The organism is Myxosarcina sp. GI1 (assembly GCF_000756305.1).
GTDB lineage: Bacteria > Cyanobacteriota > Cyanobacteriia > Cyanobacteriales > Xenococcaceae > Myxosarcina.
On the sequence record NZ_JRFE01000006.1, the window covers coordinates 156519 to 180599 of the forward strand.

The following is a 24081-nucleotide window of genomic DNA, read 5'->3' on the forward strand; positions in this document are numbered from 1 at the left end:
CAAAATAATTAAAGAACTAAAGTTTATTTCTGCTTTGAAGCAGCTAAGTAAAGTTGGTTTTATAAGCTCTTGACAACAGCATATTTTTATCAGCGATCTGGTGCAGGTGCGCTGTATAAATGCATCGGGGTTGCTATTTCATAAAAAAAATTTTGGCTCGCAGAAAAATTGTTGCAATATCAAAAGCTTTAAGCCTGTCTATTACGATAGCAATGCTCAATGATTCATGCTAAAGTTTTTTGCTTATAGTCTATTGCCTTGCTTTATTATCTAAATTTTTTTTACCACGTTAACATTTTATAAAACAATCAGTTTTTATATTTGAATTCAATTTGTCGGTACGATTTATTGCATTAGTTGTAGTATTTATTTTTAAAATGCAAGTAATAAATTCTGCTTCTTGCCGATAAAAACCCAATTTTTATTACATTGAAAATATTGTTAAATACAATCTATCTTAAGTGCGAAGATAGCTAATATAAATTGCTGCATAGTACTTATAAAAGCAGAAAGATAGTATTTAAAGATGTGTCGGCAAAAGTTATCTTTGGCTTAATTCTTACTTCTGCTAGTGCGACAACACTAGCCAAAGCAAGCAACTCTGGCAGAATGATGAATGCGGCGGAGTCATATATTCAGGGATATCAAGGAGAATAAGTTTTTAGTGGAAAGCTTAGAGGGCTTTTAGGCAAATATGCGATCGAGAGTCCTCTCCCCTAAATATCTAATAGCATTAGTTTCAAGTGCTCTACTACTCCTGTCAACTGTTAACGACGACAATCTAGATTATGCGGCTATAGAACCGATAAAAGTTGAGTTTTGCGATTTGAAACCAAACTCGGTAATGCCATAGTTAAAATTGCAAATAAAATAGTTTTGAAAACGGAGGAGACAAAAACACAAATTTTGGCGCAGGCTTTATCTCTACCAAAAGTACTACCTTTACTACTAAATAACTCATAAAATATAGTAACTATCATAAATTAGCTAATTTTGTATGTTTTTTGATGTTTCTCGACTTTTGTTCGAGCATTTGGCTTAAGGTTGCGTTATTTTTTTTGATTGAATCTGTTGATTTTGGCAGTTTTTTTGAGGTTAGTTTGTTTTTGATTTTTACAAGTACTAATGCAGTTAGGATAATAGCTATAAGTTAATGTCCAATTTTTTGTCTGTTGTAGATCGTTTATTTTTCCCACAAACTGTAGCCAAAGTGCGGTTCGAGTTCTAAGATGCAGCTTTAATACAGTAGAGTTTGGAGGTGCAAAAATTTCATCAATACTAGTTTTACTGACAAGAACAATTCTTCGGCAAAAAATAGTAACATTTTTTATGTCTAACAAAACTGGATATCCTGATTCATAAAGCATTGGTACGATGAAAATGGCATAAACGCTATGACGACCGCGCCATGGTTCGACAACCACTTTAGTAGCTTTGACATGAGCTATGTTGTAATTAGCTTTTCTAAACCCTTCTACATCACAAACAGTAATATCGGGATGCCGTAGCTTTACTAGAGCCCCGCTCGACAAAAGAGCAAACGAAAATAATAAAATTTTTATGCCAAACAATTTTATTTTTAGCATCTCCTAATAAACATCTCAGCGATTAATCTAATTTTTTGAAGTCTAGCTATGGTCACGCACATAAAACCGTTGAGCTAAAATAGAAGAATACTTTAGGCTAATTCTTAGGGGTCGAATTAAATAATAAACAAAAGTAAAATAATTCGGCAGATGGATAAAATCCCGATCGTTTTTTGTGATATTCATCCAACCAGAATGTTTCATCAAACCAATAAAACTTTTGACTTTGTCTTGCCAATCCTCTCTAGTACGAATATGAAATATAGTTCTCTCCACTTCTTCTATTGGAGAAATAGCTTGAGAAAAAAGTCGTTTTTTAATATTTTCAGCAATCGATTGAGCGACTCTATCTGCTTTAATGTGTCGCAAAATAGTATCATTAAGTGGAATATCTAAAAAATTGCTAGATATAAAAATACCAACTAAAACCAATCTTTTACACCTCAATTTATTAATTTTAATTATTAATCTTTCCCAATCTATGTTCGGATGAGAGCGCAGCAATTCGGCGACATCACATATTCGATTTAAATTTTGCCAACACTCTTTAGTTCCGTTCAAACAAAGGACAATTAGAGAAGTTTCTAGAGATAAAGTCAATACATTGATACCAGATAAAGAGATAAATTCAATATGCTCCCATAAATAATTTGAACTTGAAAAACAAGAGAGATGTTTGGGTACAATATCTTGATGTAAATCTAAAGAGTAAAGATCGTTGCGTTGGTAATGAGCCTCCCATGGAACTCGAACGCGCAACCAATATCCATAGGAAATCAACAATTGTTCGGCTTTTACAAAATCAGATTCATGAACTAGAATGTCTAAATCCTGTATTTCTCTAAGAGCAAGATTGCCATAAGCTAAAGCAGTTAAAGTAGGCCCCTTAAAAGCTATAACAGGAATTTTGTGTTTTTTGAACAAATCTACAAGTTTTAGAAGTTCGCTGGTTAAAAGTAAGTTACGCCTGAGATTCTTCTTAAAAAAAAGTTGTAGATTGTCCAGGATATTTTTGGGAACAGCATTTGGGCAAGTATCTTTTAAACTTTGGTAAACCAGAGGCATGACCTTATGTTGTTTTGCTATCTCAATTAACTCTGCCCAGTTAATATTTTGCCGAAGTAAATTCTCTATTGCCTCAGCTGTTTGAGAATTCATCTCAGTACGGGTAAGACAAAGTAATAACTGAGTCTCCAAAGAGCCAGTCTCGACAGGTATTTTATTAGCCTGGGATGAAGTAATCATATTTTTTCAGCTTGAATAATTTTTAGCGTTTGTTTTCATTTGTGCTTTCCATGACCTTGCATAAACAGAATCTCGTCTGAGTAGTTCTTCGTGGCTGCCAGATTCGACAACTTTACCTTGGCGCATAACATAGATAAGATCTGCACGCATTGCCAGGGTAAAACGATGAGTTATCACAATCGCTGTTTTTTTTATGGATAAGTCGCGAAAACGAGTAAACCAGTCTACTTCTGTCCAGGGATCCATAGCACTGGTAGGCTCGTCTAAGATGATAATTTGAGCCTTGCGGACAAACGCTCTAGCTAGAGCAATCCTCTGCCATTCTCCGCCACTAAGTTCGCAACCTCCTGCAAATCCTTTTCCCATCAAACTAGAATAGCCTTGAGGTAAAGACTCGATAACATGATGTACACCTGCTCTTTTAGCAGCTGCTTGAATTTCTTCTAAGTTAGGAGAACCTTCCAAATCTCCCAAGGCTATATTGTCTGCTGCATTAACATAATAGGGAATCGGGAACTGAAATACAGCCGAGATCGAGCGACGAAGCTCGGCAATAGATATTTCTCGAATATTGACCCCATCTAGTTCGATGCTTCCTTCTTCAGGATCGTAAAAACGGCATAGAAGCTTAATTAGAGTACTTTTACCCGCACCATTATCTCCAACAATTACTGCTACTTTTCCAGCAGGAATCGTCAAGTTGAAATTTTGCAAAACAAAGCGATCGCTTCCAGGGTAGCGAAAACTTACTTGCTTAAAACAAATACTTGTTTTTAATATTGGTACTGGTTGTGGGTTAGATAATTCTGCAAGCTGAGATTGTAGTTGTAGAAATTCAAATAAATTACTGAGAAATAGACTATTTTGATAAATTTCACCCAAATTACTCAACGTAGAGCGCATCAAATTCTGCCCTTTGTTGAAGACTTGATAAAATAATGTCAGATCGCCTAAACTCATTATTCCCAAAAGCACTTGGCGTCCAATCCAGACCAAAACGCTACCAGAAATCAATAGTGATAACATTCCTGCCCACAAACGTCCCAAACTCCTTTCTCTGGCTAGTTGGATTTTTTCTCGTCGCAGACGAGAGCGCAAGCTTTGGTAAGCAGATTTAAAATGATTTCCTAAACCGAACAAACGTAATTCTGCTACCGCCGAATTATGAGTTAACAATAACTGATAATAGTCAAGCCAACGACGGTCGACTGTAGTCCTTTCCCACCAGCGATAATTTTTTTGATTGAGGGATAGAATAATGTAAAAACCAGGCAAAGTACTAGCAAATAAAAAGACTGGCAACCATAATCCATAAGAAACAAGAAGTGCTGCCATTGCCAACAGAGTAATACTGTTTTGAATTAAACTTCCAGTATTATCGAGCAATAAAAGAGATTGCCCACTAGCATCACTAGTAGCGCGATTGAGTCTATCGTGATAGTCTGAAGATTCATAAAAAGCATAATCTACAGTAATGGCCTTTTGATGAACTAATTCACTAATGTAGTCTTGCGTCAATTCTGATTGAGCGATACGAACCCATGCACTTAAGCCCTGAGACAATTCTGTAAGAATTAAGACTCCTCCAAGTAAAATTCCAGGTAATAAAATTGGTTGAATAGCTCGCACAGAAACTCCGATTCCCCCCACTTTCACCAAACAATCTACTAAAGAGCGAGTTATTGCAACACTAGCAGCAGGAAGTAAGCCTTGAAAGATTAGCAAAGCTACCCAAGCTACTAACCAGTTCCCTGCTGCTTTCCAGATTAACTGGAAAATTTGAGGTAGATAAGCTAAACGAGTTTTTACCGTTCGGAATTGCCGAGCAATTTTGGGCTTTTTCACTACAGATATTTTAGGAATAGAAATATAAGTAAAATATTGATTGGCATGGACGAGAAAATGCTTGTTAGCAAATAAAATTATTGTTCGCTGCTAGCTGTTGTTGAACTTTGAATCTGCTTGATAAAATGCTCCTCTACAGATCTAGCTAGTTCATCGAGCCTAGACAAATCGTTAGGTCTTTTTAGCATATAGACTTTGACTCGATTAACTAGCTCGCTACATTTTTGAAAGTGAGGTTTAATTCCCATTATTTGAAGCATTTGTTCTCCAAATCGAGCACAGTACCAATTTCGCAGTGTGGTTGCTAGTGCTACTGAAGATGACATGGACTCAATTTCGATGTTAGCTCCCAAACTTAAAATATAAATACATTTTAAGGGAACGACAGTCGACACAAATCCTCGATTAAATCGTTGCACTCGTTTTTCAAAGTCAGGATGTAAACGAGGTAGACTTTCTAGTTGATGTCCTAGAGATATAGCTGAGTCACACCAAAGCTTTATTTGGGGAAATCCAGATAAAACTAAAGGGCTAAATGGTTGATTGAGATCGATAGCGGTAACATCATCAGAGAGCGTTAAATGACCCCGATTCATCATCGCTCCAATAGTAGTAGATTTCCCCCAACCTCGATCTCCAACAAAAGCGATCGCCTCTCCATTTACCATAACCGTACTGGCATGGAGAGTCATTAATCCTCTCTGATGCAGTAATAGACCTAAAGCAGCACCCAGTAAATAAATCCTCAGCACTTGCTCTGAAACATTTGGTATTGCCTCGATAACAATCTCACAGCCATTTCTAACTAAGAAAGTTCCACCATCTTTCCAGTAAAGATAAGCTTCTTGTTTGGAAATGTGACAATAGCATTCCGAACTAGTAGCTTGCAAAGGCGGAGGATTTAGGAATCCAAAGCCAATAGTTACATCTACTCGACCTTCACCTGAATTATTACTCAATAACTCTGGCAAGAAGATACCTGAAGTAATTCTCAAGCCATAAGCAATGTATGAATACATTATCTAAATTCCTAAATCCTTCTAACTAAACGTAGATTTAACTAAAAATAAAAACTACGATAGTCTAGCTCCAGTAGTGTTGCCATTGTTAGGTACGCCATTAGCTGTATTAGCTCCATTGGGGGCATCTTTAAAATCTTGTCCACTACCAAGAGTGATCTCTTCAACACTGCCGTAAACAGTTAAGATTGGGGTTTCGTAAGTTTCTTTTTGATGCATTGTTTTGTCTCCATTAATTTGATATTTTCAACATCTACGAATTCAGTCAATAGTCATTAATTAATTCTTGCCAGAACATCACCTCCTTAACATAAATATCACCTCCCAAAAATCTTTAAAAGTTTGTCATTTTGTCGATCGATACTTGGCTAAAATTCTTCTTTACATAGCCACAAACCTAAAGTTGTTGCTATCCATAACAGAGCAGCATCGTCTTCCAAGCCGCAGTCGTTAAAATTTTGATAAGCTCGATTTAATACCTTCGTGTCAATAAATCGCTCGATTGAAGAAGATTTCGTAATCAATACTCCTTCTATACATTGCCGATCTAAAGTACTCAACCCATGATGAAAATTAGGGTAAAGATTACCTTTATCGGTACGCCACTGTACTTTTGGCGGTAAGTACTTTGCCAGGGCGCGACGCATTAAATATCGAATCCAGCCATTGTGGAATTTTTCTTGAGGCGGGATAGCCAAACAGAATTCAACTAATCGCTTATCTGTGAAAGGAAATCTTGCTTCAATACCAAAAGCTGAAGCAGCCTTATTAATACCTTCAAGAGCAAATGAATTGGCTCCACTTATAATATCTTGATGATGATATTCTCTGGCAGTCCAGAATATTTGAGACCGATTTTGTGAAAATGCTTGAATTCTGTCTAGAAGTTTGATGTTTCTCGCAAAATCAGAGTTGACAATTGGATCGAGTTTAGGTGATTCAATTTGATAACCCTTGAGTTTGCGCCATGCCTGACGTAAGTTTTCCGAAACCCAAGGTTTGAGACTATATTGCCATAGATAATGTTTGAGCCATTCTTGCGTAGAGCCTCCATTTCGCTTTGTTGCCGATTGGATTTCTTTTAACAAAGTTATCCAGCGAAACTTACGTGCCAGTTCGATTAAGTATGGCCAGCCATGAGATACGGTAGTATCTCCCAAAAACCCATCTAATATAATCCTTACCCCTTGTTGCTTGGCACTTTTATATAAACTCCAATGGATAAAAAGATTGGGAGCATAAAAAGGTTCATCCTGATGCCAAAGGACACGATCTATATCCCCAAGCGGACTAAGTTGGTCTGCTCTTACGTAGCTAGGGATGACTGAATTGCAAGCTAAAATCTCATTAATATAAACACGCTCATCACATTGAGTAATCTTATCAAATATGGCAGAAAATGTTTTTAATGGGGTATTTTGCCTAGCTAAAATTTGACTTGCCACGCTAGTAATAGAGGACGAATCAAGACCACCACTGAGAAATGAGCCTACAGGAAAAGCACCCCGAAGTCGGCAGCTTACGGCTCGAGTAAAAATATCATCAAACGCGGCAATATATTCTCGCTCTGAACTAAGGTGTAATTCATATTTAGCATCGAGAACATAATATTTTTCTAGCCGAAATTTATGTGAAGATACCGTCAAACAATGACTGGGAGCAAGTCGATAAATATTTTGATAAAAAGTAATCGACCGATCCTCAAACATCGCTTCTAGATAGTCACCCACTCTAGTCTCATTTAACTGGCTAGATACTTCAGGCAGACATAAAATACCTTTGATTTCACTAGCAAAAATAAACGCTTTTTTGGGAAGATAATAATAATAAAAAGGCTTTACACCAAAATGATCTCTGGCACAAAATATTGATTGCTGAGATTTATCCCAAATAGCAAAAGCAAAATCACCCAATAGCTTTTCGGAGCATTGCTTACCCCATTTTTTGTAAGCAGCCAAAATTATTTCACTATCGGATATGGTTTCTTGGAGGTATCTGTTTAATAATAAAGCTGAAATTAGTTCTTCTCGATTATCAATCCGAGCATCAGCAGTAATCACGTAATTGCTATTACGACTAACTAACGGCAGTTTCTCCTGAAGTGATTCTGGAGTATGCCATAACATCCGATGCCCTAAACCAATCGCCCCTTCATGCCATTGACCAGTTCTATCAGCTCCACGATGGGCAAGAATCTCTAGCATTTTGTCTAGATTTGCTGTGTTAACTGGATTACTATCAAGGTTATATATCCCCAAAATGGCGCTCAACTTTCTTTTTCACTCCAAGTTGTCAAGGGAGTAAAGCGAGAAAGGTCAGGAAGATAACCAATTACTATTTTGCCTTCGTTTTCAATCCAAGCATGAGCCTCTAAATTACCACTTCTGTTTTTAGCTACGCCGATTTGTAGTTGGGAACAGTAACCATAACTGCTCATTAGAGTTTGTGTAGTTAAGGCTTTGGCCAAACATTTAACCTCTCTAAACCAATATCGGCTACACAAATCAATCGCCCAAAGAATTTTATCTAACTCAATATGAGATACTTTTTGATAATTGAAAAATTGCTGGCGAACCTTGTCTAACAAGTAACTCAAAGTTCCATAAGGAAGCAACCACAATCCTAATCGTATCAAGCCCAATAAGACAAAAGTATCAATTAATAATCTGCGTTCCTTTCCTGTCAAGTCAATAAAATTAAGTACTTGCTTCATTGCTTATTAGGATTAAACCTTTAGATTGTAATTGTTCGAGCAAAGATAACAAGTCACTTTGACATCGTTCTGAACTGACTTCGTATTTTGTCAAAATAGCATCTCGAACTTCGGCAAAAGTTTTTGGCTGTTGAATGAGATTCCAAACAGTTTGTCCAATAGGATTTAGGCCATAGTATATTCCTGAATTGCTATTGAGAATTAATAGTTCGCCATCCATCTCGGCAGCAATCTGACCTTTGGCTGCTATTATTTTTAGCTTATTGTTTTTAAATGAAGATAGAAAAAAGCTTTGATTCACCTCAACGTTCTCCAACACGAGATTCAAAAAGTATTATACCTGAATTTTTTGCATGCAATCTAAAATAATTCTAAAACTGCCAACAGAGCAGATTCCAGTAAGCTAATAAAGGAATAAAGCTGATTGCGGCGATAGTAACCAAACTGTAATGCGATCGCTCCTGCCAAGACCAATAGTTTTTGCGCCAAACCACCAGTATTGAAACAAACAAAATTAGAGTCAGTACGGCAGATAATATCGGTAAACCAAGTAAACCTACCGCCACTGGTGGAACGCCATAAGCGAGTTTCCAAGGTCCCCACAACCATAAATATAACGGCAATCCAATCAGAAACACTAAGTTTAATAGAGCGATCGCGCCAGCTAAAGTACGAACCCAGGTTAATTTTGGCGTATGTACGGTTCTTTTCGATAGAATCCGCAGTAAAGGGCGAATGATGCCAGCGACTATAGCTGTCAGAAAAAAAATCGCGCAGAAAATTAAAATTCCTAGTTGCACTGTAATCGTCTCGTACCAAGGCATTCGTTGATAGGTACCGATTTTGGGATATAGAGGATTAGAAACATGGGTAACATTGCCCGAATCGTCAGCGACAAAAAACACATAGGCATTATCGCGATCGCGGTAAAATAATCCTGGTTCTGAGGTAGGAGTTAACTCGACGTTCTCTACCTGACTGCGGAATAAAAGCGGTGGAGTTTTAACTAATAAAGTTCCATTGTCTTGAGTAGTTACTTTAATTTCTTTAGCAACGCCAGTTATTTTACCAATTGTAAAGCGCGGATACTCCATGTCGCGGTAAGTTCCAGTATATCGTTCTAACTGTTCGGGTGGAACTTCAGTTTTATCTGAGTTATTAGTATTAGAACCTGGAAAATAGCGATCGAAAAAACGAGTGATAAATTCACCGTGTACGTTACTAAAACTATTACAGGCAATAAAAATACCGATATTTTCTTCGGGAATTAAAGTTAGAGAACTAGAATAACCCCGCAAGCTTCCCAAGTGTCCGATCGCACGTTTATTATTAATCAAACGTTCCCTAAAACTGTAACCCGTACCTGGTAACTTGGGATGAATCTGATAGTGAGTTTGGTGCATCATCTCAACAGTTTCAGGGTTTAATATTTGCCTTTCTCGATAGCTACCCTGTTGCAAATGAGCCAGCATAAAATGAGCCATATCAGTGGCGGTAGTCATCAATGCTGCTGCTGGAGCGATGTTGAGATAAAGATAGGGAACGGCTTTAGCTTTACCTTTTTGTATTTGATATCCCGTAGCAAAGTTATCGGGTAATTCCGCAACTGGTGGTTGTTCAAAACTACTTTGCCTCATTTCTAGAGGCTGAAAGATATTTTTATCTACATAGTTTACAAAAGGCATACCCGATATTTGTTCTACCAAATAACCGAGTAAAGCAATACTGTGATTTGAGTAGCTGTAAAACTTACCTGGAGGATAGTTAATAGCTGGCATATATTTGGGTAAATATTCTGCCAAAGGCTGCATTTGAGCTTTAGTTCGCGCACCCAATCCAATAAGACGCTGTGTTGTACCATCAGTGTGCATCATCATGCGCGCGGGTGTTACCGATTCGCTGTAGGGATTTTCAAGTTGCCAGTCTGGTAAATATCGATCGATATTTTCGTTTAAATCTAGCGCACCTCGTTCGTATAGTTGCATGGCTGAAGTGGCAGTAAACAACTTAGAAAGAGAAGCTACCCGAAATAAGGTTTTGTCTGCATCTACGGGAATCTTTTGTTCTAGATTGGCATAACCATAACCATTACTAAAAAAAATTTCCCCATCCTTAACCACAGCAATAGCTGCACCTGGAATCTTAGTCTCCGATAGTTGCTGTTGAAAAAAATCATTAACAAAATTAGCAAATTCTTGAGGATTGTCGATGTCTATTTTTGGTAATGTTGTAGCCGAACTTTCTCCTGGTGATGAGAGTTGTTGAGATTGATTATCTAAAATATGAAATTTAGGAGTATCGCGAGCCGAACCAGGTAAGAGAAAAACGAAAAAACATAAAACAAAGCTAATAAAACCGATAATAAAATAACGAGTTTTGCGGTCGCTGGCAATATTTCTTAAAATTTGAAATTTTGATAAGTTATTCATCTGTATATTAAGGATCGATAGATATTTTGAGCTTAGTCACAATTTATGTTTGATTATTTTTGGTACTTTTAAACTGTCATTTTATTTGCAGTATTTCTCGATCGCCTGAGACAATTTTGTACTGAAACAATCTAAAAACCGCTCTCTATCTAATAGTCTATTTATAAAATTAGATTTGTATGTTTATTTTTGATTCTATCTACAGATAGTTTTTATAAAATTGAAAGTCGTTCGTTTGTCAATTGTTTTATGGTAGATAAAAGAAATAGCAATTGATAAATTAAATTATTATTATGAAAAATATCTCCGAAAAATTTAAATATGCAGCTTTAGGATTAGTAGGCGTAATTGGTTTATTAGTAATTTGGAGTTTTATCGAGCCACGAATTCTCAATACAGAAAGCGAAGTTGCAAACATACCCAATCTTCCCAAATCTTGGCAGGGTAAGCAAATCGGTCAAATCTCTGATTTTCAAATTGGACTATGGGGCGATAATCGCGGCACTGCACGTCGCAGCGTTGCAGAGTTGATAGAAGCCAAACCTGCCGTGGCATTAGTCAGTGGCGACTTTATCTATCACCCCGGTCAAAATATCGAACCAGAAATTGAAACAGCAGTAGATATAGTTCGTCCTCTAGTAGAAGCAGGGATACCTACCTATGCGGTTCTAGGCAATCATGACTACGGTATGAGTAGTAAAACTGCATCTCCCAAAACAGAAGAAGCCGAACGTTTGGCAACGGCATTAGAATCTGCTGGTATAGAAGTATTAGAAAACGAAGCAGTCGAACTGCAACTGCCAAACAGTAACGAACCTTTGTATTTAGTTGGAGTGGGTTCGCTGTGGGCAAATAGAGACAATGTGGATAAAGCTTTAAGCGGTGTACCAGATAATAGCCCTAGAATCACTATGATGCACAATCCAGACTCATTCGAGCAGTTTCCGCCTAACTCAGCACCACTGGCGGTAGCAGGACATACTCACGGAGGACAGGTACGCGTACCAAATACTCCCCACTGGTCTTGGTTGAGGTTTACCCAAGACGATAAAGTTTATGCAGATGGCTGGGCAAAAGGTTATGGAGAACCAGGCAATCAACTTTACGTAAATCCTGGAATTGGCATGAGTATCGCACCTATACGACTATTTTGTCCGCCCGAACTAACTTTATTTACGCTTCAGTTAGATAATTCTAAACAATAACTATTCTCTCTAGATTGAATATTGAAAATAAAAATTGCAACTATCTAAAGATTGAATTAATTTATTAGTTTGTATTTTACACCAGCGACAAGCGATCTCATAGTCGGAAATATTATATCTAAGGCTAGAAGAACTCAGACAAAAAATATTTTTAAGTTAGAGAAACAAGGAACTATTTAAACGGTAATTTTATATAGCGTTTTTTTTAGTCCACACCAATTTAAAAATAGCTATAGCACTTCAATATAATTAAATACTGAGAGGACATTAATCTCATGTCAAACTATGCTTTGTTCTGGTTTTTATTAAGCGCAGCGGTACTATTGCCGTTTGGAGTTAATGGTAACAGTCAGGTAAACGCGCAATCAGCAGAAACTAATGTAACTCTAGAAGAAATAAACGACAATACAAACAAGTGGCTCGGCAAAACAGTAACGGTTACGGGAACGATTGAAAACCTAAATGATTCTACGTTTACGATTGAAAATGAAGCCTATTTAGATAGCGAAAGAATACTAGTAATTAACCGTTCTGGCGAACCAATACCCCAGCTACCAGAAAAAAATATTGCCCTACAGGTTACGGGAGAGGTAGAAAAAGTCGATGAAGCAGCATTAGTAGAAGGGGTGGATGTAGAGCTTTCATCAAGCCTTCCAACAGAATTTACTAATAAACCAGCTATTTATGCCGATTCCATTGTTCTTGCTCCCGCTCCTAGAGAAGTAATTGAAGCTCCCGATAATTTTTATGGTCGAAAAGTAATAGTAAATGGACGAGTAGCAGAAATTTTAAATGAAAATACTTTTACCCTCGCTCAGCGTTCTTATGCCTTACCAGAAGACAAAGATTTATTAGTATTAAATGTGGCTTCTGAATCGATGCCGAGTGACGATGCTGAAGTATCTATTATAGGTGAAGTTCGTCCTTACGATCGCCAACAACTAGAACGAGATTATGGTATAGAACCATTGTCTGAAGAATTAGCTGAAAAATACACTAACGCAGGGATATTAATAGTTGAATCAATTTCACCAGGAGATGTCGAGGGAGCATCCCATTTTGGAAGAAAAACAGAAGAAGTAGAGAAATAGAAGCAATGGCGGTCAAACTATAAGAAGACTTGAGTACATAAAAAGATTAATGACTCCATCAGAAAAAGCTCGTGTTCAAGAGTGCGTTCAAGAACTATCAGAGATTTTGTATCGTAATACTCCATCAGACAATCGCGCTTCGCGATTCGCCGGACTCCAGCCCGCGCCAAACTTTCTGGGAGATGGACATTCAGGAGTGTGGAATCTTTTTAGTCAAATTTCTACCACACAACAACGATATGAAATTCTAGATTGGTTTCATCTCAAAGAAAACTTGTTCAAAGTTGGTGGTTCATTAAAACGCCTGAGACAGGCAGAAACATTTTTATGGCAAGGAGAAGTCGAGCAAGCGATCTCTTTATTTCAACAAGAATGTCCTAAACGAGCGCGGAAATTTATTGCTTATGTTGAAAAACACCGTCATCGTCTAGTTAATTACGAGCTATTACAAGCTGAAGATTATATTTCAATTGGTTCTGGGGCAGTCGAATCAGCTATTAAACAACTCGATCGCCGTTTAAAAATTTCAGGAGCGCAATGGAATTTTAATTCAGTCAGTCCAATGTTGCGATTGCGCTGTGCTTATCTTAATAGACAAATTGCTGCTTAGTCTATTTGCCAAAATGGGATGCTCCCGATGTCGATGCGAGCGAGGCTGAAATTGATATTACTCCTTAAAAAATAACTAATACGGCTAAATTAAATAAAAAGTGTTTGTTGTTATAAATATTAAAAATATTTAAAAAATAAATTTAGTTTCAAACTTTTAATAGACGCATTAAAATTCAGCAATTATTAAACTAGTCGCAGAAAAAATGATTTTAATAAACACAGAAATATGTTAAAACTACAAAACAAATTTAGTTTTTCAGATTCAAAAATTACCAAAATTTTCTTTAGTAGTTTGCTAATTGGATTTCCAGTATTAACAGCTTTAGAAGCTAAAGCAGATATGCACGCGGAATCTATGCCCAAAACAGAAATGGGTACAGAAAATGATGCCGTAGAATCTGAAGAAGATGGACTTTATAATCAGAGCGATGGTGGTTATGATGGCGAACCTACGGTTACAGTAGCCCCTACTGAAGGAACTATAAATGTGTTAGTTAAAAACCAAACTAATGCCGCAATTGACTATCAGGCGCGTGGCTATACCGAAAATCAAACTTTAGAAGGTGGAGAACAACACATTCTAAGAAATTTACCCGTACCCGTAGTAATTAGAGCGGCACGTCAAGATGATGGCTTTATTCAAACAATGCCAGAAGTTAACCAGGAGGGAATGTTAGAGTTAACTTTAGACGAAGCTTCAGAAAGAAATATTGGTGTAGTCAGAATTGAAGAAGACGGAAGTGTTTACATAGATCCGAGTAATTCTGGTTAAATAATTACTCAGTCTAGAGAAGATAAACGATCTTGTTCTAAAAAAGCGAAAAAAATAGTTATTTAAATAAAGCGATCGCTTCAACTAATTCTATTGTTAACGAGCGATCGCTCTGCTGTTTTAATATAAATTAAAAACGAATAATAACTTTAGTTCTGTTTCTTTTTCTGTATCTATTGTTATTTTTATACTTAATATTTCTAAACAATAAAAAGTAAATAAATGCTTACAAAATTTAATCTATATCTAGAGTTATAAATATCATTTACTACGGTTGATAGACGAATCAGACAGCACATTTTTTTACTATCCGAGTAACAAAGTAAAATAACAGGAAATATCTAATGTTATTAGTTCATGAAGAATATCAATCCAGCTTTGATGTAGCGATGAAATGTGCGGTAGAATGCGAACATTGTGCCGAAGCCTGTATGGGCAATCCAGATATGCTTAAATGCGCTCGCACCTGCTTAGATTGTGCAGAAATTTGTCGTACTATTTGTACATATATGGTGCGAGGTTCGCGCTTTATTCCTAATTTATCTAAAGCCTGTGCGGAGATTTGCCAGGCTTGTGGCGATGAATGCAGTTCTCATAGCATGGAACACTGCCAGAAATGTGCGAAAGCTTGTTGCCAAGCAGTAGAAGAATATAACAAAATTGCTGCTGTAGCTGCCTAAATAACTAGAGCGCGGCTCTAAGAGACTTAGTAATTTATTTTTAGTTCTCGCGCTCTCTCAACAACAAGGGTAAGTTTTCGGGATAAAGCGTTTGAATAAGCGAACGAGTAATTAATAATCATGGATAAGAATGAACATCTAGAAAAAAATGCTTCAAAAATAACTGAAGCAATTAGTCCCACTCAACCTCAAGAAATTCCAACCCAGGAAGTGACTGCGAGTTATGACGGTGGAGTACATTTGCTATTGATATGGATAGTTTCAATTGTGGGATTTTGTTTTTTGCTCAAAAAATCAAAATCCCAACCAGATAAAACCAATTCTCAAAACTTAAGTGTCTTCCAACATTTTACTCAGCCTGACTGCGAAAAATGTCGCTTTTTCGATAAAAACTCTTACCTTAAGTGTGCCGTACATCCAATTTATGTAGGCAAAATAAATGCCAAAGATTGTTCTGATTATTGGCAGCGCGATCGCCGTAAATTTTTTTATCACTAAATAACTCATTTACCTCGAAACGATAATTTGAACCATAAGGAAATTAGTTGGAACGACTATATAAACCTCGCATAATTCTTTATAAGACTTACTAAACTAAATATGAATGACGCTAATTTTTGGCAACTTTACAGCGAAGCCGTACTGACTACTCTCGGTTTTTTTTGGAAAGCCTTATGGGCATTTATTTTTGGTTATATCATCAGTAGCGCGATTCAAGTGTTTGTTACTCGCGAAAAAATGAGGCAAACTATGGGGCAAGCAGGAACAAAAAGTATTGCCATCGGTACTTTTTTTGGCTTTCTCTCTAGTTCCTGTAGTTTTGCCGCCCTCTCTACTACCAAATCTTTATTTAAAAAAGGTGCGGGTTTTGTACCTTCCTTAGCTTTCTTGCTAGCTTCAACTAATCTGGTAATCGAACTAGGATTTATTATCGCCATCTTTTTAGGTTGGCAATTTGTAGTTGGTGAATATCTTGGTGGAATTTTGTTAATTCTCTTTACCTGGTTAATTGTTAAGTATACACGTCCTAAAGAATTACTAAGAAAAGCCAAAAGACGCTTAAACGAACGAGAAGGGGAAGAGAACCAAGATAAAGATGCCCCCAACTGGAAAGACAAAATTACCAGCAAAAAGGGATGGCAACAGGTAGCCAAAAAATACTTTATGGAATGGGGTATGGTTTGGAAGGACGTAACCTTTGGTTTTACCATAGCGGGAGTTATTGCCGCCTTTGTACCCCGTTCTTTTTTTCAGGCTTTATTTCTCGGTGCTGGTTCGCAAAATCCTGGCTTTTTTGCCGTTTTAGAAAATACTATTGTCGGACCGATCGCAGCCTTTTTTACTTTTATTGGTTCGATGGGCAATATTCCTTTAGCGGCAATTTTGTTTAATAACGGCGTTAGCTTTGCGGGGGTAATAGCGTTTATCTTTAGCGATTTAGTAGTTTTTCCTGTTATTCGAGTTAATGCTAAATATTATGGCTGGAAAGTAGCTCTTTATATTGTCGGAGTCTTTTTCGCGGCGTTAGTAGCAACGGCAATTGTAATGCACTATGGTTTCTCTCTCTTTGGTTTACTACCTGAAAGTGTTGAGGCGGTTAGCCCTCAATCGACAGAGCGTTTTGCTATTGATTATACTTTTTGGCTCAATCTAGTACTTTTGATTATTACAGGTATTTTGGCATGGTTGCGATTTGGTAGTGGTCAAAAACAACAAAGCAAGCATCAACATCACCAACAGCATAGTAATGAAAACGCAGATGGTAAAAAACAGCAACATCAAGGCGGACACAATCATGGTGGTGGCAAGCAAGGGTTTACCGAAAAGCTGCTATTTTGGCTGGCTATTCTGTCTTACATCTGGTTAGTTGGCGGTCTTATTGTCACCTTTTTTGTAAACGGACAATAAAAATGGCGATCGCTCCAACTGCTAAAAGTTCAAACATTAATTTAAGATAATGAATGCAGGTGAATACTCTAACACTGTAAATCGGCACGAAAACTATTATGTTCGAGTGTCTCCGAGCCAATTCCCTATAAAAGAATCAGACAATATAAAAACACATCATAGCCTGGGTTTTGTTGCCATAGTTTCTCTTTTCTTAGTAGGAATAGCAATCTTTTTGTGGCGATCGCGCTTTCCCAAAACTACTGGCGATCGCTCAAATTATTTTGAGAGTTTTGCTCAATCCAAATGTACCAAGTGTCGTTTTTTCGATAACAACTTCTATCTTAAGTGTGCCGTTCATCCGACCAAAGTTCTTCAGGAGGAGGCTAAAGACTGTTCGGATTATTGGTCTGGCAAGGCATGATATCGTTTTACTTTTTAGTTGATACAGATAGGTTAATAGGGTGAGTTGGGGACGAGGAAAAATTGTCTGTCTGATATATTTTCTAAATTGATATAACAAACAATAAATATCTCGCGTTCTTTATTTAAGTGCCTACAACACAATGAACGATTTACAACCTACTATCATTCTTGGCGGTGGATTTGTCGGGCTATTTACAGCCCTGCATCTAAGCAAGCAAAATTATTCCGAGCGAGTTATGTTAGTCGATCGCCAAGAGCGGTTTGTTTTTAAACCCTTGCTCTATGATTATCTCACCGCAGAAATGAACGATAGTCAGGTCAATCCTCTCTACCAAGAACTTTTAGAGGGCAGCGGAGTCGTATTCGTACGAGATACGGTACGAAAGATCGACCCAGAAAAAAGGCGAGTCGAACTGGCAAATAAAGGCAATATTAACTATAAATACTTAGTTTTAGCTTTGGGTGCTCAAACGGGATACTTTGGTATTGAAGGAGCTAAAGAACATACTTTACCTTTTCGTACTCGCGAGAATGCGATCGCCCTAAAAAATCATCTTCAAGAATGCCTCAAGCGATCGCTCTCTACCGAAAATTCGTCAGAAAGGCAAAAGCTTTTAACTGTAGCTACTGATTTTTACTTGCTACTTAGAAAATTTTTGCACCTTTACTATCTAAGTCAAGCGATCGCACCATAGCTTTAACTCCCAGCTTCGACCAGGCGGCATTCATTACTGCTATTACTGCTTCTACTTGGGTACTGTTGCTCAAAGCTAATAAAGTAGGACCCGCACCACTAATAATCACCCCATAGGCTCCCGCTTTTATTGCTGCCGTTCTTACTTCTTCATAACCAGTAATTAATTTTTGGCGATAGGGTTGGTGCAATTTATCTGCTAAAGCAGCTTTTAGCCACTCTGGGTTGTTGGTTGCTAAAGCCCTAATTAATAGTCCCATCCGAGAAATATTAAAAATAGCGTCTTTGCAGCTAATGGCTGTGGGTAATACCGCTCTGGCTGTGGCGGTGGAAAGTTCAAAATTGGGAATAGCTACTATTGGCACGATATCTGGCTGCCAGGGAATCGAGCAAATCTGCCAGCGATCGCCATCGGCTACTGCTAGTTGACAGTTACCGAGTAAAGCAGGAACCACATTGTCAGGATGTCCTTCAATAGCGATCGCCAAATCTCTAATTTCGGTTTTGTTTAACGGATGTCCTGCTAGCTGGTTGGCACCAACTAAACCACCAACAATAGCCGTTGCCGAACTGCCCAAACCTCTAGCCAAAGGTACACCAAGCTTAATAGTAATTTCTATATTTGGCGGCGTTTTATCTATATGTTGATACAACCGAACAAAAGAACGGTACAACAAATTAGATTCATCAGTGCTGACTCTAGCAGCTTCATCTCCAATAACTTTAATCTCTAGTTTTTTAGCACTCTCGTTAACGGCAGTAAATTCAAACTCGTTGTAAAGAGACAAAGCCGCACCGAGACAATCAAAACCTACACCTAAGTTAGCAGTAGTAGCTGGAACGATAACGGTAAAACGATTCATCGATAATTGTTATTGTGCTAATAATTCTTGACGCAGACGATAGATTATGGTGTTTGGTTCTACTTGAGTGAGAATTTGACGGATTAAAGTCGAAGGACCGAGATCGCCCCAGGTACAGCCTCGTTCGAGATAAACTTGAGCTACATTACCAATAACAAAAGTGCTATAACCCGCGATCGCGCCTTGTGCGCTGGCAGTAAAAGCATAAGCCGTAAATGCTCCGCTACTTTCAAACATACTAGTGACAGCCGCGCCGCTTTTACCCACACCCAAAAGCATATTACTAGCTATTTCTCCTAGCAACAAGCCTCCCGAACTAGCAATAATTTTACGCCAGAGATTGCCGGCTTCATAAGTGGTGATTGGCAGTCCATAAAGCTTTCCCAAAGCACGAATTAGAGCTAAATCTGCTACCAAACCTCCTGCCAAATCTAACAAAACGACAGGATTGACCGCCACAGCTATAGCCTTGTATCGAGCATATTGCCAAATAATCTCTCTAGCTCGTTCCTGACGTAAGGCGATGGTTTTGCGAGCAATATTAACTTGTGCATCTCTTGCCTCTACTAAGGCATTTAAAGCCAGCAAAGAACGTCCTTCCTTTTGCAAAATTCCATAAATCGTCTCTTCAAGTTCGGCAATTTGAGGTTCTGGCTGTTCCCAACTAGTGCTGGTCGAACCATCTGCTGCTTCTACTCTTACCAAAATCGCTCGTGGTTTTGCCGCTACCATTACGATTTCTCTGGTAGTAACGATTGGTTCTAACTCGCCACCACTATAGGCGGCGTTAAATTTTTGTAGCTGATTGTAGATAGTCTGGCGGTCTTTATTGGGATAGAGATCGATTTTATTAAATACCAAAATTAAAGGTTTTTGACTGGTTCTCAGTTCGCGCAAAGCCTGGTATTCAGTACGAGTGATATCTCCAGCCACCACAAACAAAATCAAATCGGACTTTTGGGCAATTTCTCGCGCCATAACTGCCCTGGCTTCACCTGCAATCTCATCCAAACCAGGGGTATCGACTAACTCGACTTCGATGTCGGACACATGAGGATTCCAGCGCAAAACCGTAAGCGATTGAGTAACTCCATGAAGTGCGCCAGTTGCTACTGCTTCTTCCTTTAATAAAGCATTGATGATAGATGACTTACCGCAGCTTACCAAGCCAAAAGTGCTGATTCTAATTGCTTTATTGTCTAGCTTGTTTAATGCTGTTTTTAATGATTGTAGATCTTGTTTTACCGTAACTTGCAGGCGTTCGTCGGGAGAATATTTTCCGTGACGACGAAAACTACCATACCAGGAAATTGCCTGTTGCAAACTGGCACGAGCTTGATTGTAGTAAGTTTCTGAGTTTGAAAAATTTTTGCTCACAACTAATTAACAGTTTTTACCCTCGATTTCTTTTCTATTTATTTTTTACTTTTGATATTTAAAGCTCCTTGCGGATAAACAATACGCTTGTGGTTGAGTTGCTGCCAAACATTAATAAAAACTTCGGCAATAGTAGGCAACTCTTGATAACTCAAACCACTATCGAGCAATTGACCATCTTGCCAGCGAGCTTTAAAAATTTTCTTGACGGTGGATAGAGCCTGTTGGGGAGTTGCTTCGTTTAAAGAGCGTAATGCTGCTTCACAAGCATCTGCCAACATTAAAATTCCAGTTTCTCGCGATTGAGGTATGGGTCCTGCATAACGAAAGTCTGATTCTAAAACCGTAGTTCCTTCTTTCTCGGCTTGCTGTTTTGCCTGATAGTAAAAATAGGCAATTAATAATGTACCTTGATGTTCGGGAATAAAGTCGCGAATTGCCTGGGGCAAACCATATCTACGAGCCATTTTTAGCCCTTCACTAACGTGTCTTTTAATAATTTCTACACTTACTTGCGGATCGCCAATCTCATCGTGTTTGTTAACACCTCCCATTTGATTTTCAATAAATCCCAGAGGATCGTGCATTTTGCCAATATCATGATATAGCGTTCCCGCTCTTACCAACTCTACGTTACAGTTGAGTTCCCTGGCGGCAGCTTCGGCTAAAGAAGCTACAAACATCGTATGTTGAAAAGTTCCAGGAGTTTCAGTTGCCAGCCTTTTTAGCAGTGGCAGGTTGGGATTGGACAATTCTGCCAGGCGAATTGGCGTAATTATATCAAAGTATCGTTCTAAATAAGGGGAGATACCGATCGCCACCACACTCCAGGCTACGCCAGACAGTCCATAGACAACTGCTCCAGGTAAAACTGCCGACCAGATATCAGCAGCACTAGAACTGAGAATTAAGTTACTCAGAAAATAGACGCTGCCTTGAAACAAACCTACCAAAACGCCCAAGCGTGCCATAGCTTCACGCGATCGCGATCTGCCTCCAAAGATTGCTGCTAAAAGACCTCCTGCGTATCCTGCAAGTAAATATTGCCAGGCAATAGTACGACCGCCAAACAAAACTAAAACCGTTAACAGGCTAACGTGACAAACTGCCAAACCAGGATTGTAAAAGCTACTGACTAAAAAACCAATTGCTGGCAAATTTGTATATTTGATATTTAAAATACTTAAAAATAGCGCGCTCAAACTTAACAAGCAAATTAATAAGTAGTCGCGACAGCGCATGGAAGTGTAAATATATTTTTGAATTAATAAAAATAAACAGACAATGACTGTTACTAATAGCCCCGTTGCTTGCAAACCCTGCCAATTGGTATCTCTACGGCTCAGTCCAAAACCATCTAAAAGTACGAAATCATCTTGAGAAATTGTTTCTCCTCGTTCGACAATTATCTCTCCTGCTTTTATTTCTACTATGACGGGTTCGATCGCTTTTGCCGCCTGTTCGGCAATATTTCTGGTCGCTTCTCGGTCTTTTTCTAGATTGGGTTCGAGGGTATTCAATAACAGATTACTGGCAAAATGTAAGGTAGATTCTGGGATCTGAGAACCTAACTGCACCGCAACCGTTTTTTCTAGTAAATTAGAAGGCGTTCCTGGAGATATTCCTTGAATTAAAATGCGTTTTGCAGCCTCAGTAATAGATTGTTTGGTAGTTAGCCATTCGCGATCGCTTAAATCTAATAGATTAGTTATTTCTTCAGTATTAAAATTTTCTATTGAATTCTGCTCGGTCTGTTTCCACCCTTGGGAATAGCGATAGCGATTTAACGCGATTTGAGAGACTAGTTCTTCGTATTGTGCGGCTGAGGTGCTACGGCGATATTCGAGCAGTTCGACAGCAATTTGCTGCGATCGCAAATTTAAATCTGAGGGAGCATACTGTGGGGAATTAGCCTTAGAAGTATCGAGGGAAAAACTTTGTTCTACTACTTTTAAAATTGCATTAAGTTCGGTTTCTGGGTAAGAACGCAGATCTCTCTGGCTGGATAGGGAAAGAATTGCCGTATCAAGAAAAGGAAACGGAGCGGTCAGCTTTCTTAAATTTTCTATTTTTTCTAAAGATAGTTCCAAACGCTCGAACATTTGTTCTGTTAGTTCGCGATTTTGTTTGAGAATAGGAACAATCCCCGTTTGGACTTTTTGACGCTTATAAATTGTAGTTTTGGTATCCTCAAACCTACCATCTTGAGGTGCCTTGATAGTTACGGGAGAAACTTTACCAATTGTTAGCTGTGGTTGATTGTAAAAGCGATAGCCTTCCACGCAAGTTAAAGTAATAATAGCTAAAACCAAAATCAACAAAAATTGTTGTAATTTAGTCTGATAATTTCTTTTACTGTACGAATTTATCCTCAGATCTTTACTGTTTCTCCACAGTCTACTCGTCAAGAGCGATAATTTTGGCAGCCACTCTTTAATATGTCGTGTAAATAAATTCAAATACCACCTTTTCTTCATAAATAGAAGACAACTTGTTAGTAGTCTGACTGAGAAACAATATTTAAAGATGACCGAGGTTGGATAATTTTAGGGGCAGCCACAACAGGCATATGGCAAGTGTTTTCTGGGTTCTGAGGTACAAAAGCACCCAACCAGTTGTAAAATAAATCTACTACTGTTTTTTGCTCTTGTCGATAAATTTGATTTTGAGTGCCGAACATTTGCCAGTCGGCAGGAACTCCTGTCAAACCATTATAGGCTCCAGACAGGGTTGCAGTCAGTACCGCCGTAATTTGTTTGAATTTTAAACTCACATTTTTAAGACTTCGCACTCGATTGACGGCAAGATAAAAATCTTCAGGAACATTAGCAAAGCAATATATAGATGTAACAATCGCTGCTTGACTGCAATTTTTGCTTACGAGTAAAGTTTCGACAAGCTTGTTGAAAGCCGTATTTTTTTTGAAGGCTTGCTCTGCTGCCTGTAAATTGGCAACCAAAGTAGCATTAACTCCTACACCAGTTAAAATTTGCTCGATAGGGTTATTGACATCCAATTTTCCTTTTAAGACTGAGGAAATTGCATAATTCCATAATAATACATTGTTGAATGTCTCTACTCGATCGCAAGCGGTAAAGTAGTTTTTTATCGAATTTATCTGTGCCAGTTCCTTACTTTCATGTTCGGAAAAAATCAATGGCAACAAAATTAGTAGTAAATAATCGCTATCTAATGATTTTGTCGATAGCTGCTGTCGATTGACGATTTCCGTCGCAGTTTGGTTTCTCAATGCCAACCAGGGCGAAGTGTGAGAATAGTTAATAATTTTCGAGCGATCGGACGAGTAGCGAGGAACAGTCAACGCCTCGGCGATAATGCCACCCAACCAAGCTCCTTTAATTTGGTTCAAAAGACTGTATCGTACTGTGGTAGGTATTTCGGCAAGACTCACTGAGTTTTAACCACATTTACAAAATTTTCTGTAGCTATCTTAAAGTATAAACTCACACAAAAAAATCGGTATAGATATATATTTAATACCCAAGCGTTTATCAAAAAAACTAATCAATTTTCCAACCACAATTAAAATTGCTATACTTAAAAACCGATTTTTGCTATCAAAACAGCGCAAGTGTCTTGCAAAAGTTAATTGCAATAATGACTTTTATTATTGATA

The 24081-nt window shown here is 38.1% G+C and carries 22 protein-coding genes and 1 pseudogene; 10 read left to right on the plus strand and 13 right to left on the minus strand.

All coding sequences use genetic code 11. From position 1 onward, the window contains the following. Window positions 1-483: 483 nt before the first annotated feature. Window positions 484-657 carry a hypothetical protein gene (locus tag KV40_RS35575; protein ID WP_172657219.1) on the plus strand — a complete coding sequence of 58 codons (174 nt, stop codon included), beginning with the start codon at window positions 484-486 and terminating at the stop codon, window positions 655-657. 392 nt (window positions 658-1049) lie between these two features. On the opposite strand, the gene KV40_RS02620 is transcribed toward KV40_RS35575, so the two are convergent. The 9 genes from KV40_RS02620 to KV40_RS02655 all read right to left on the minus strand — a co-directional run bounded on the left by KV40_RS02620 (window position 1050) and on the right by KV40_RS02655 (window position 10837). Continuing rightward, entirely contained in the window at window positions 1050-1532 is a 483-nt protein-coding gene (locus tag KV40_RS02620) for a hypothetical protein (RefSeq protein WP_156113916.1), read from the minus strand. A gap of 96 nt (window positions 1533-1628) precedes the next feature. After that, window positions 1629-2831 (minus strand): nucleotidyltransferase family protein, encoded by a 1203-nt coding sequence (locus tag KV40_RS02625; protein WP_072013759.1) that lies wholly within the window; start codon window positions 2829-2831, stop codon window positions 1629-1631. 6 nt (window positions 2832-2837) lie between these two features. After that, window positions 2838-4676, minus strand: a complete 1839-nt coding sequence (locus KV40_RS02630; protein WP_216595505.1) for an ABC transporter ATP-binding protein — start codon at window positions 4674-4676, stop codon at window positions 2838-2840. Window positions 4677-4753: 77 nt separating this feature from the next. Next, window positions 4754-5695, minus strand: coding sequence for a hypothetical protein (locus KV40_RS02635; protein ID WP_052055287.1), 942 nt, complete (start codon window positions 5693-5695; stop codon window positions 4754-4756). Window positions 5696-5749: 54 nt separating this feature from the next. Continuing rightward, entirely contained in the window at window positions 5750-5914 is a 165-nt protein-coding gene (locus tag KV40_RS34570; protein ID WP_156113918.1) for a lasso peptide, read from the minus strand. A gap of 149 nt (window positions 5915-6063) precedes the next feature. Next, a complete protein-coding gene (locus KV40_RS02640; RefSeq protein ID WP_036477732.1) occupies window positions 6064-7965 on the minus strand; it encodes a lasso peptide isopeptide bond-forming cyclase in 1902 nt (633 codons plus the stop codon). After that, window positions 7962-8408, minus strand: coding sequence for a lasso peptide biosynthesis B2 protein (locus tag KV40_RS02645; protein ID WP_036477735.1), 447 nt, complete (start codon window positions 8406-8408; stop codon window positions 7962-7964). The genes KV40_RS02640 and KV40_RS02645 overlap by 4 nt, the downstream gene beginning before the upstream one ends. Next, window positions 8392-8709 (minus strand): PqqD family peptide modification chaperone, encoded by a 318-nt coding sequence (locus tag KV40_RS02650; RefSeq protein ID WP_036477737.1) that lies wholly within the window; start codon window positions 8707-8709, stop codon window positions 8392-8394. Before KV40_RS02650 ends, KV40_RS02645 begins: the two co-directional genes overlap by 17 nt. A 70-nt stretch (window positions 8710-8779) precedes the next feature. Next, the gene (locus tag KV40_RS02655; protein WP_081942729.1) at window positions 8780-10837 is read right to left on the minus strand and encodes a serine hydrolase; all 2058 of its coding nucleotides are present in this window, start codon (window positions 10835-10837) and stop codon (window positions 8780-8782) included. 293 nt (window positions 10838-11130) lie between these two features. On the opposite strand from KV40_RS02655, the gene KV40_RS02660 reads away from it, so the two are divergent. The 9 genes and pseudogenes from KV40_RS02660 to KV40_RS02700 all read left to right on the plus strand — a co-directional run bounded on the left by KV40_RS02660 (window position 11131) and on the right by KV40_RS02700 (window position 18205). Next, entirely contained in the window at window positions 11131-12042 is a 912-nt protein-coding gene (locus KV40_RS02660) for a metallophosphoesterase (RefSeq protein ID WP_036477740.1), read from the plus strand. A 275-nt stretch (window positions 12043-12317) separates the two neighbouring features. After that, window positions 12318-13133 (plus strand): hypothetical protein, encoded by an 816-nt coding sequence (locus KV40_RS02665; RefSeq protein ID WP_052055288.1) that lies wholly within the window; start codon window positions 12318-12320, stop codon window positions 13131-13133. A 175-nt stretch (window positions 13134-13308) separates the two neighbouring features. Next, a pseudogene (locus KV40_RS02670) lies at window positions 13309-13743 on the plus strand (ISKra4 family transposase); the annotation flags it as partial. 228 nt (window positions 13744-13971) lie between these two features. Continuing rightward, window positions 13972-14517 (plus strand): hypothetical protein, encoded by a 546-nt coding sequence (locus KV40_RS31745; RefSeq protein WP_052055289.1) that lies wholly within the window; start codon window positions 13972-13974, stop codon window positions 14515-14517. Window positions 14518-14861: 344 nt separating this feature from the next. After that, window positions 14862-15197 (plus strand): four-helix bundle copper-binding protein, encoded by a 336-nt coding sequence (locus KV40_RS02680; protein ID WP_036477743.1) that lies wholly within the window; start codon window positions 14862-14864, stop codon window positions 15195-15197. A gap of 120 nt (window positions 15198-15317) precedes the next feature. Further along, window positions 15318-15695, plus strand: coding sequence for a hypothetical protein (locus KV40_RS02685; RefSeq protein ID WP_036477745.1), 378 nt, complete (start codon window positions 15318-15320; stop codon window positions 15693-15695). A gap of 102 nt (window positions 15696-15797) precedes the next feature. Continuing rightward, entirely contained in the window at window positions 15798-17105 is a 1308-nt protein-coding gene (locus tag KV40_RS02690; protein WP_036477748.1) for a permease, read from the plus strand. 106 nt (window positions 17106-17211) lie between these two features. Beyond that, entirely contained in the window at window positions 17212-17508 is a 297-nt protein-coding gene (locus tag KV40_RS02695; protein ID WP_216595506.1) for a hypothetical protein, read from the plus strand. Between the two features lie 142 nt (window positions 17509-17650). After that, complete coding sequence (locus KV40_RS02700; RefSeq protein ID WP_052055290.1) at window positions 17651-18205, plus strand: NAD(P)/FAD-dependent oxidoreductase; 555 nt, start codon at window positions 17651-17653, stop codon at window positions 18203-18205. Here the strand turns inward: KV40_RS02700 and thrB are convergent. From thrB to KV40_RS02720, 4 genes are all read right to left on the minus strand, one after another. After that, window positions 18156-19067, minus strand: a complete 912-nt coding sequence (thrB, locus tag KV40_RS02705; protein WP_036477754.1) for a homoserine kinase — start codon at window positions 19065-19067, stop codon at window positions 18156-18158. The genes KV40_RS02700 and thrB overlap by 50 nt on opposite strands. 9 nt (window positions 19068-19076) lie before the next feature. Further along, window positions 19077-20444 carry a GTP-binding protein gene (locus KV40_RS02710; RefSeq protein ID WP_036477756.1) on the minus strand — a complete coding sequence of 456 codons (1368 nt, stop codon included), beginning with the start codon at window positions 20442-20444 and terminating at the stop codon, window positions 19077-19079. A gap of 38 nt (window positions 20445-20482) precedes the next feature. Next, the gene (locus KV40_RS02715; protein WP_253274139.1) at window positions 20483-22756 is read right to left on the minus strand and encodes an HD family phosphohydrolase; all 2274 of its coding nucleotides are present in this window, start codon (window positions 22754-22756) and stop codon (window positions 20483-20485) included. Between the two features lie 182 nt (window positions 22757-22938). Continuing rightward, entirely contained in the window at window positions 22939-23856 is a 918-nt protein-coding gene (locus KV40_RS02720) for a hypothetical protein (RefSeq protein ID WP_036477759.1), read from the minus strand. Window positions 23857-24081: the final 225 nt, after the last annotated feature.

What these genes read in the sequence shown, in the direction of transcription:
- KV40_RS02685 (WP_036477745.1), top strand. Translation starts at nt 15,318, where the DNA reads ATGGATAAGAATGAACATCTAGAAAAAAATGCTTCAAAAATAACTGAA.
- KV40_RS02635 (WP_052055287.1), bottom strand. Translation starts at nt 5,695, where the DNA reads ATGTATTCATACATTGCTTATGGCTTGAGAATTACTTCAGGTATCTTC.
- KV40_RS02690 (WP_036477748.1), top strand. Translation starts at nt 15,798, where the DNA reads ATGAATGACGCTAATTTTTGGCAACTTTACAGCGAAGCCGTACTGACT.
- KV40_RS02660 (WP_036477740.1), top strand. Translation starts at nt 11,131, where the DNA reads ATGAAAAATATCTCCGAAAAATTTAAATATGCAGCTTTAGGATTAGTA.
- KV40_RS02665 (WP_052055288.1), top strand. Translation starts at nt 12,318, where the DNA reads ATGTCAAACTATGCTTTGTTCTGGTTTTTATTAAGCGCAGCGGTACTA.
- KV40_RS02655 (WP_081942729.1), bottom strand. Translation starts at nt 10,837, where the DNA reads ATGAATAACTTATCAAAATTTCAAATTTTAAGAAATATTGCCAGCGAC.
- KV40_RS02645 (WP_036477735.1), bottom strand. Translation starts at nt 8,408, where the DNA reads ATGAAGCAAGTACTTAATTTTATTGACTTGACAGGAAAGGAACGCAGA.
- KV40_RS02700 (WP_052055290.1), top strand. Translation starts at nt 17,651, where the DNA reads ATGAACGATTTACAACCTACTATCATTCTTGGCGGTGGATTTGTCGGG.
- KV40_RS02625 (WP_072013759.1), bottom strand. Translation starts at nt 2,831, where the DNA reads ATGATTACTTCATCCCAGGCTAATAAAATACCTGTCGAGACTGGCTCT.
- KV40_RS34570 (WP_156113918.1), bottom strand. Translation starts at nt 5,914, where the DNA reads ATGCATCAAAAAGAAACTTACGAAACCCCAATCTTAACTGTTTACGGC.
- thrB (WP_036477754.1), bottom strand. Translation starts at nt 19,067, where the DNA reads ATGAATCGTTTTACCGTTATCGTTCCAGCTACTACTGCTAACTTAGGT.
- KV40_RS31745 (WP_052055289.1), top strand. Translation starts at nt 13,972, where the DNA reads ATGTTAAAACTACAAAACAAATTTAGTTTTTCAGATTCAAAAATTACC.
- KV40_RS02680 (WP_036477743.1), top strand. Translation starts at nt 14,862, where the DNA reads ATGTTATTAGTTCATGAAGAATATCAATCCAGCTTTGATGTAGCGATG.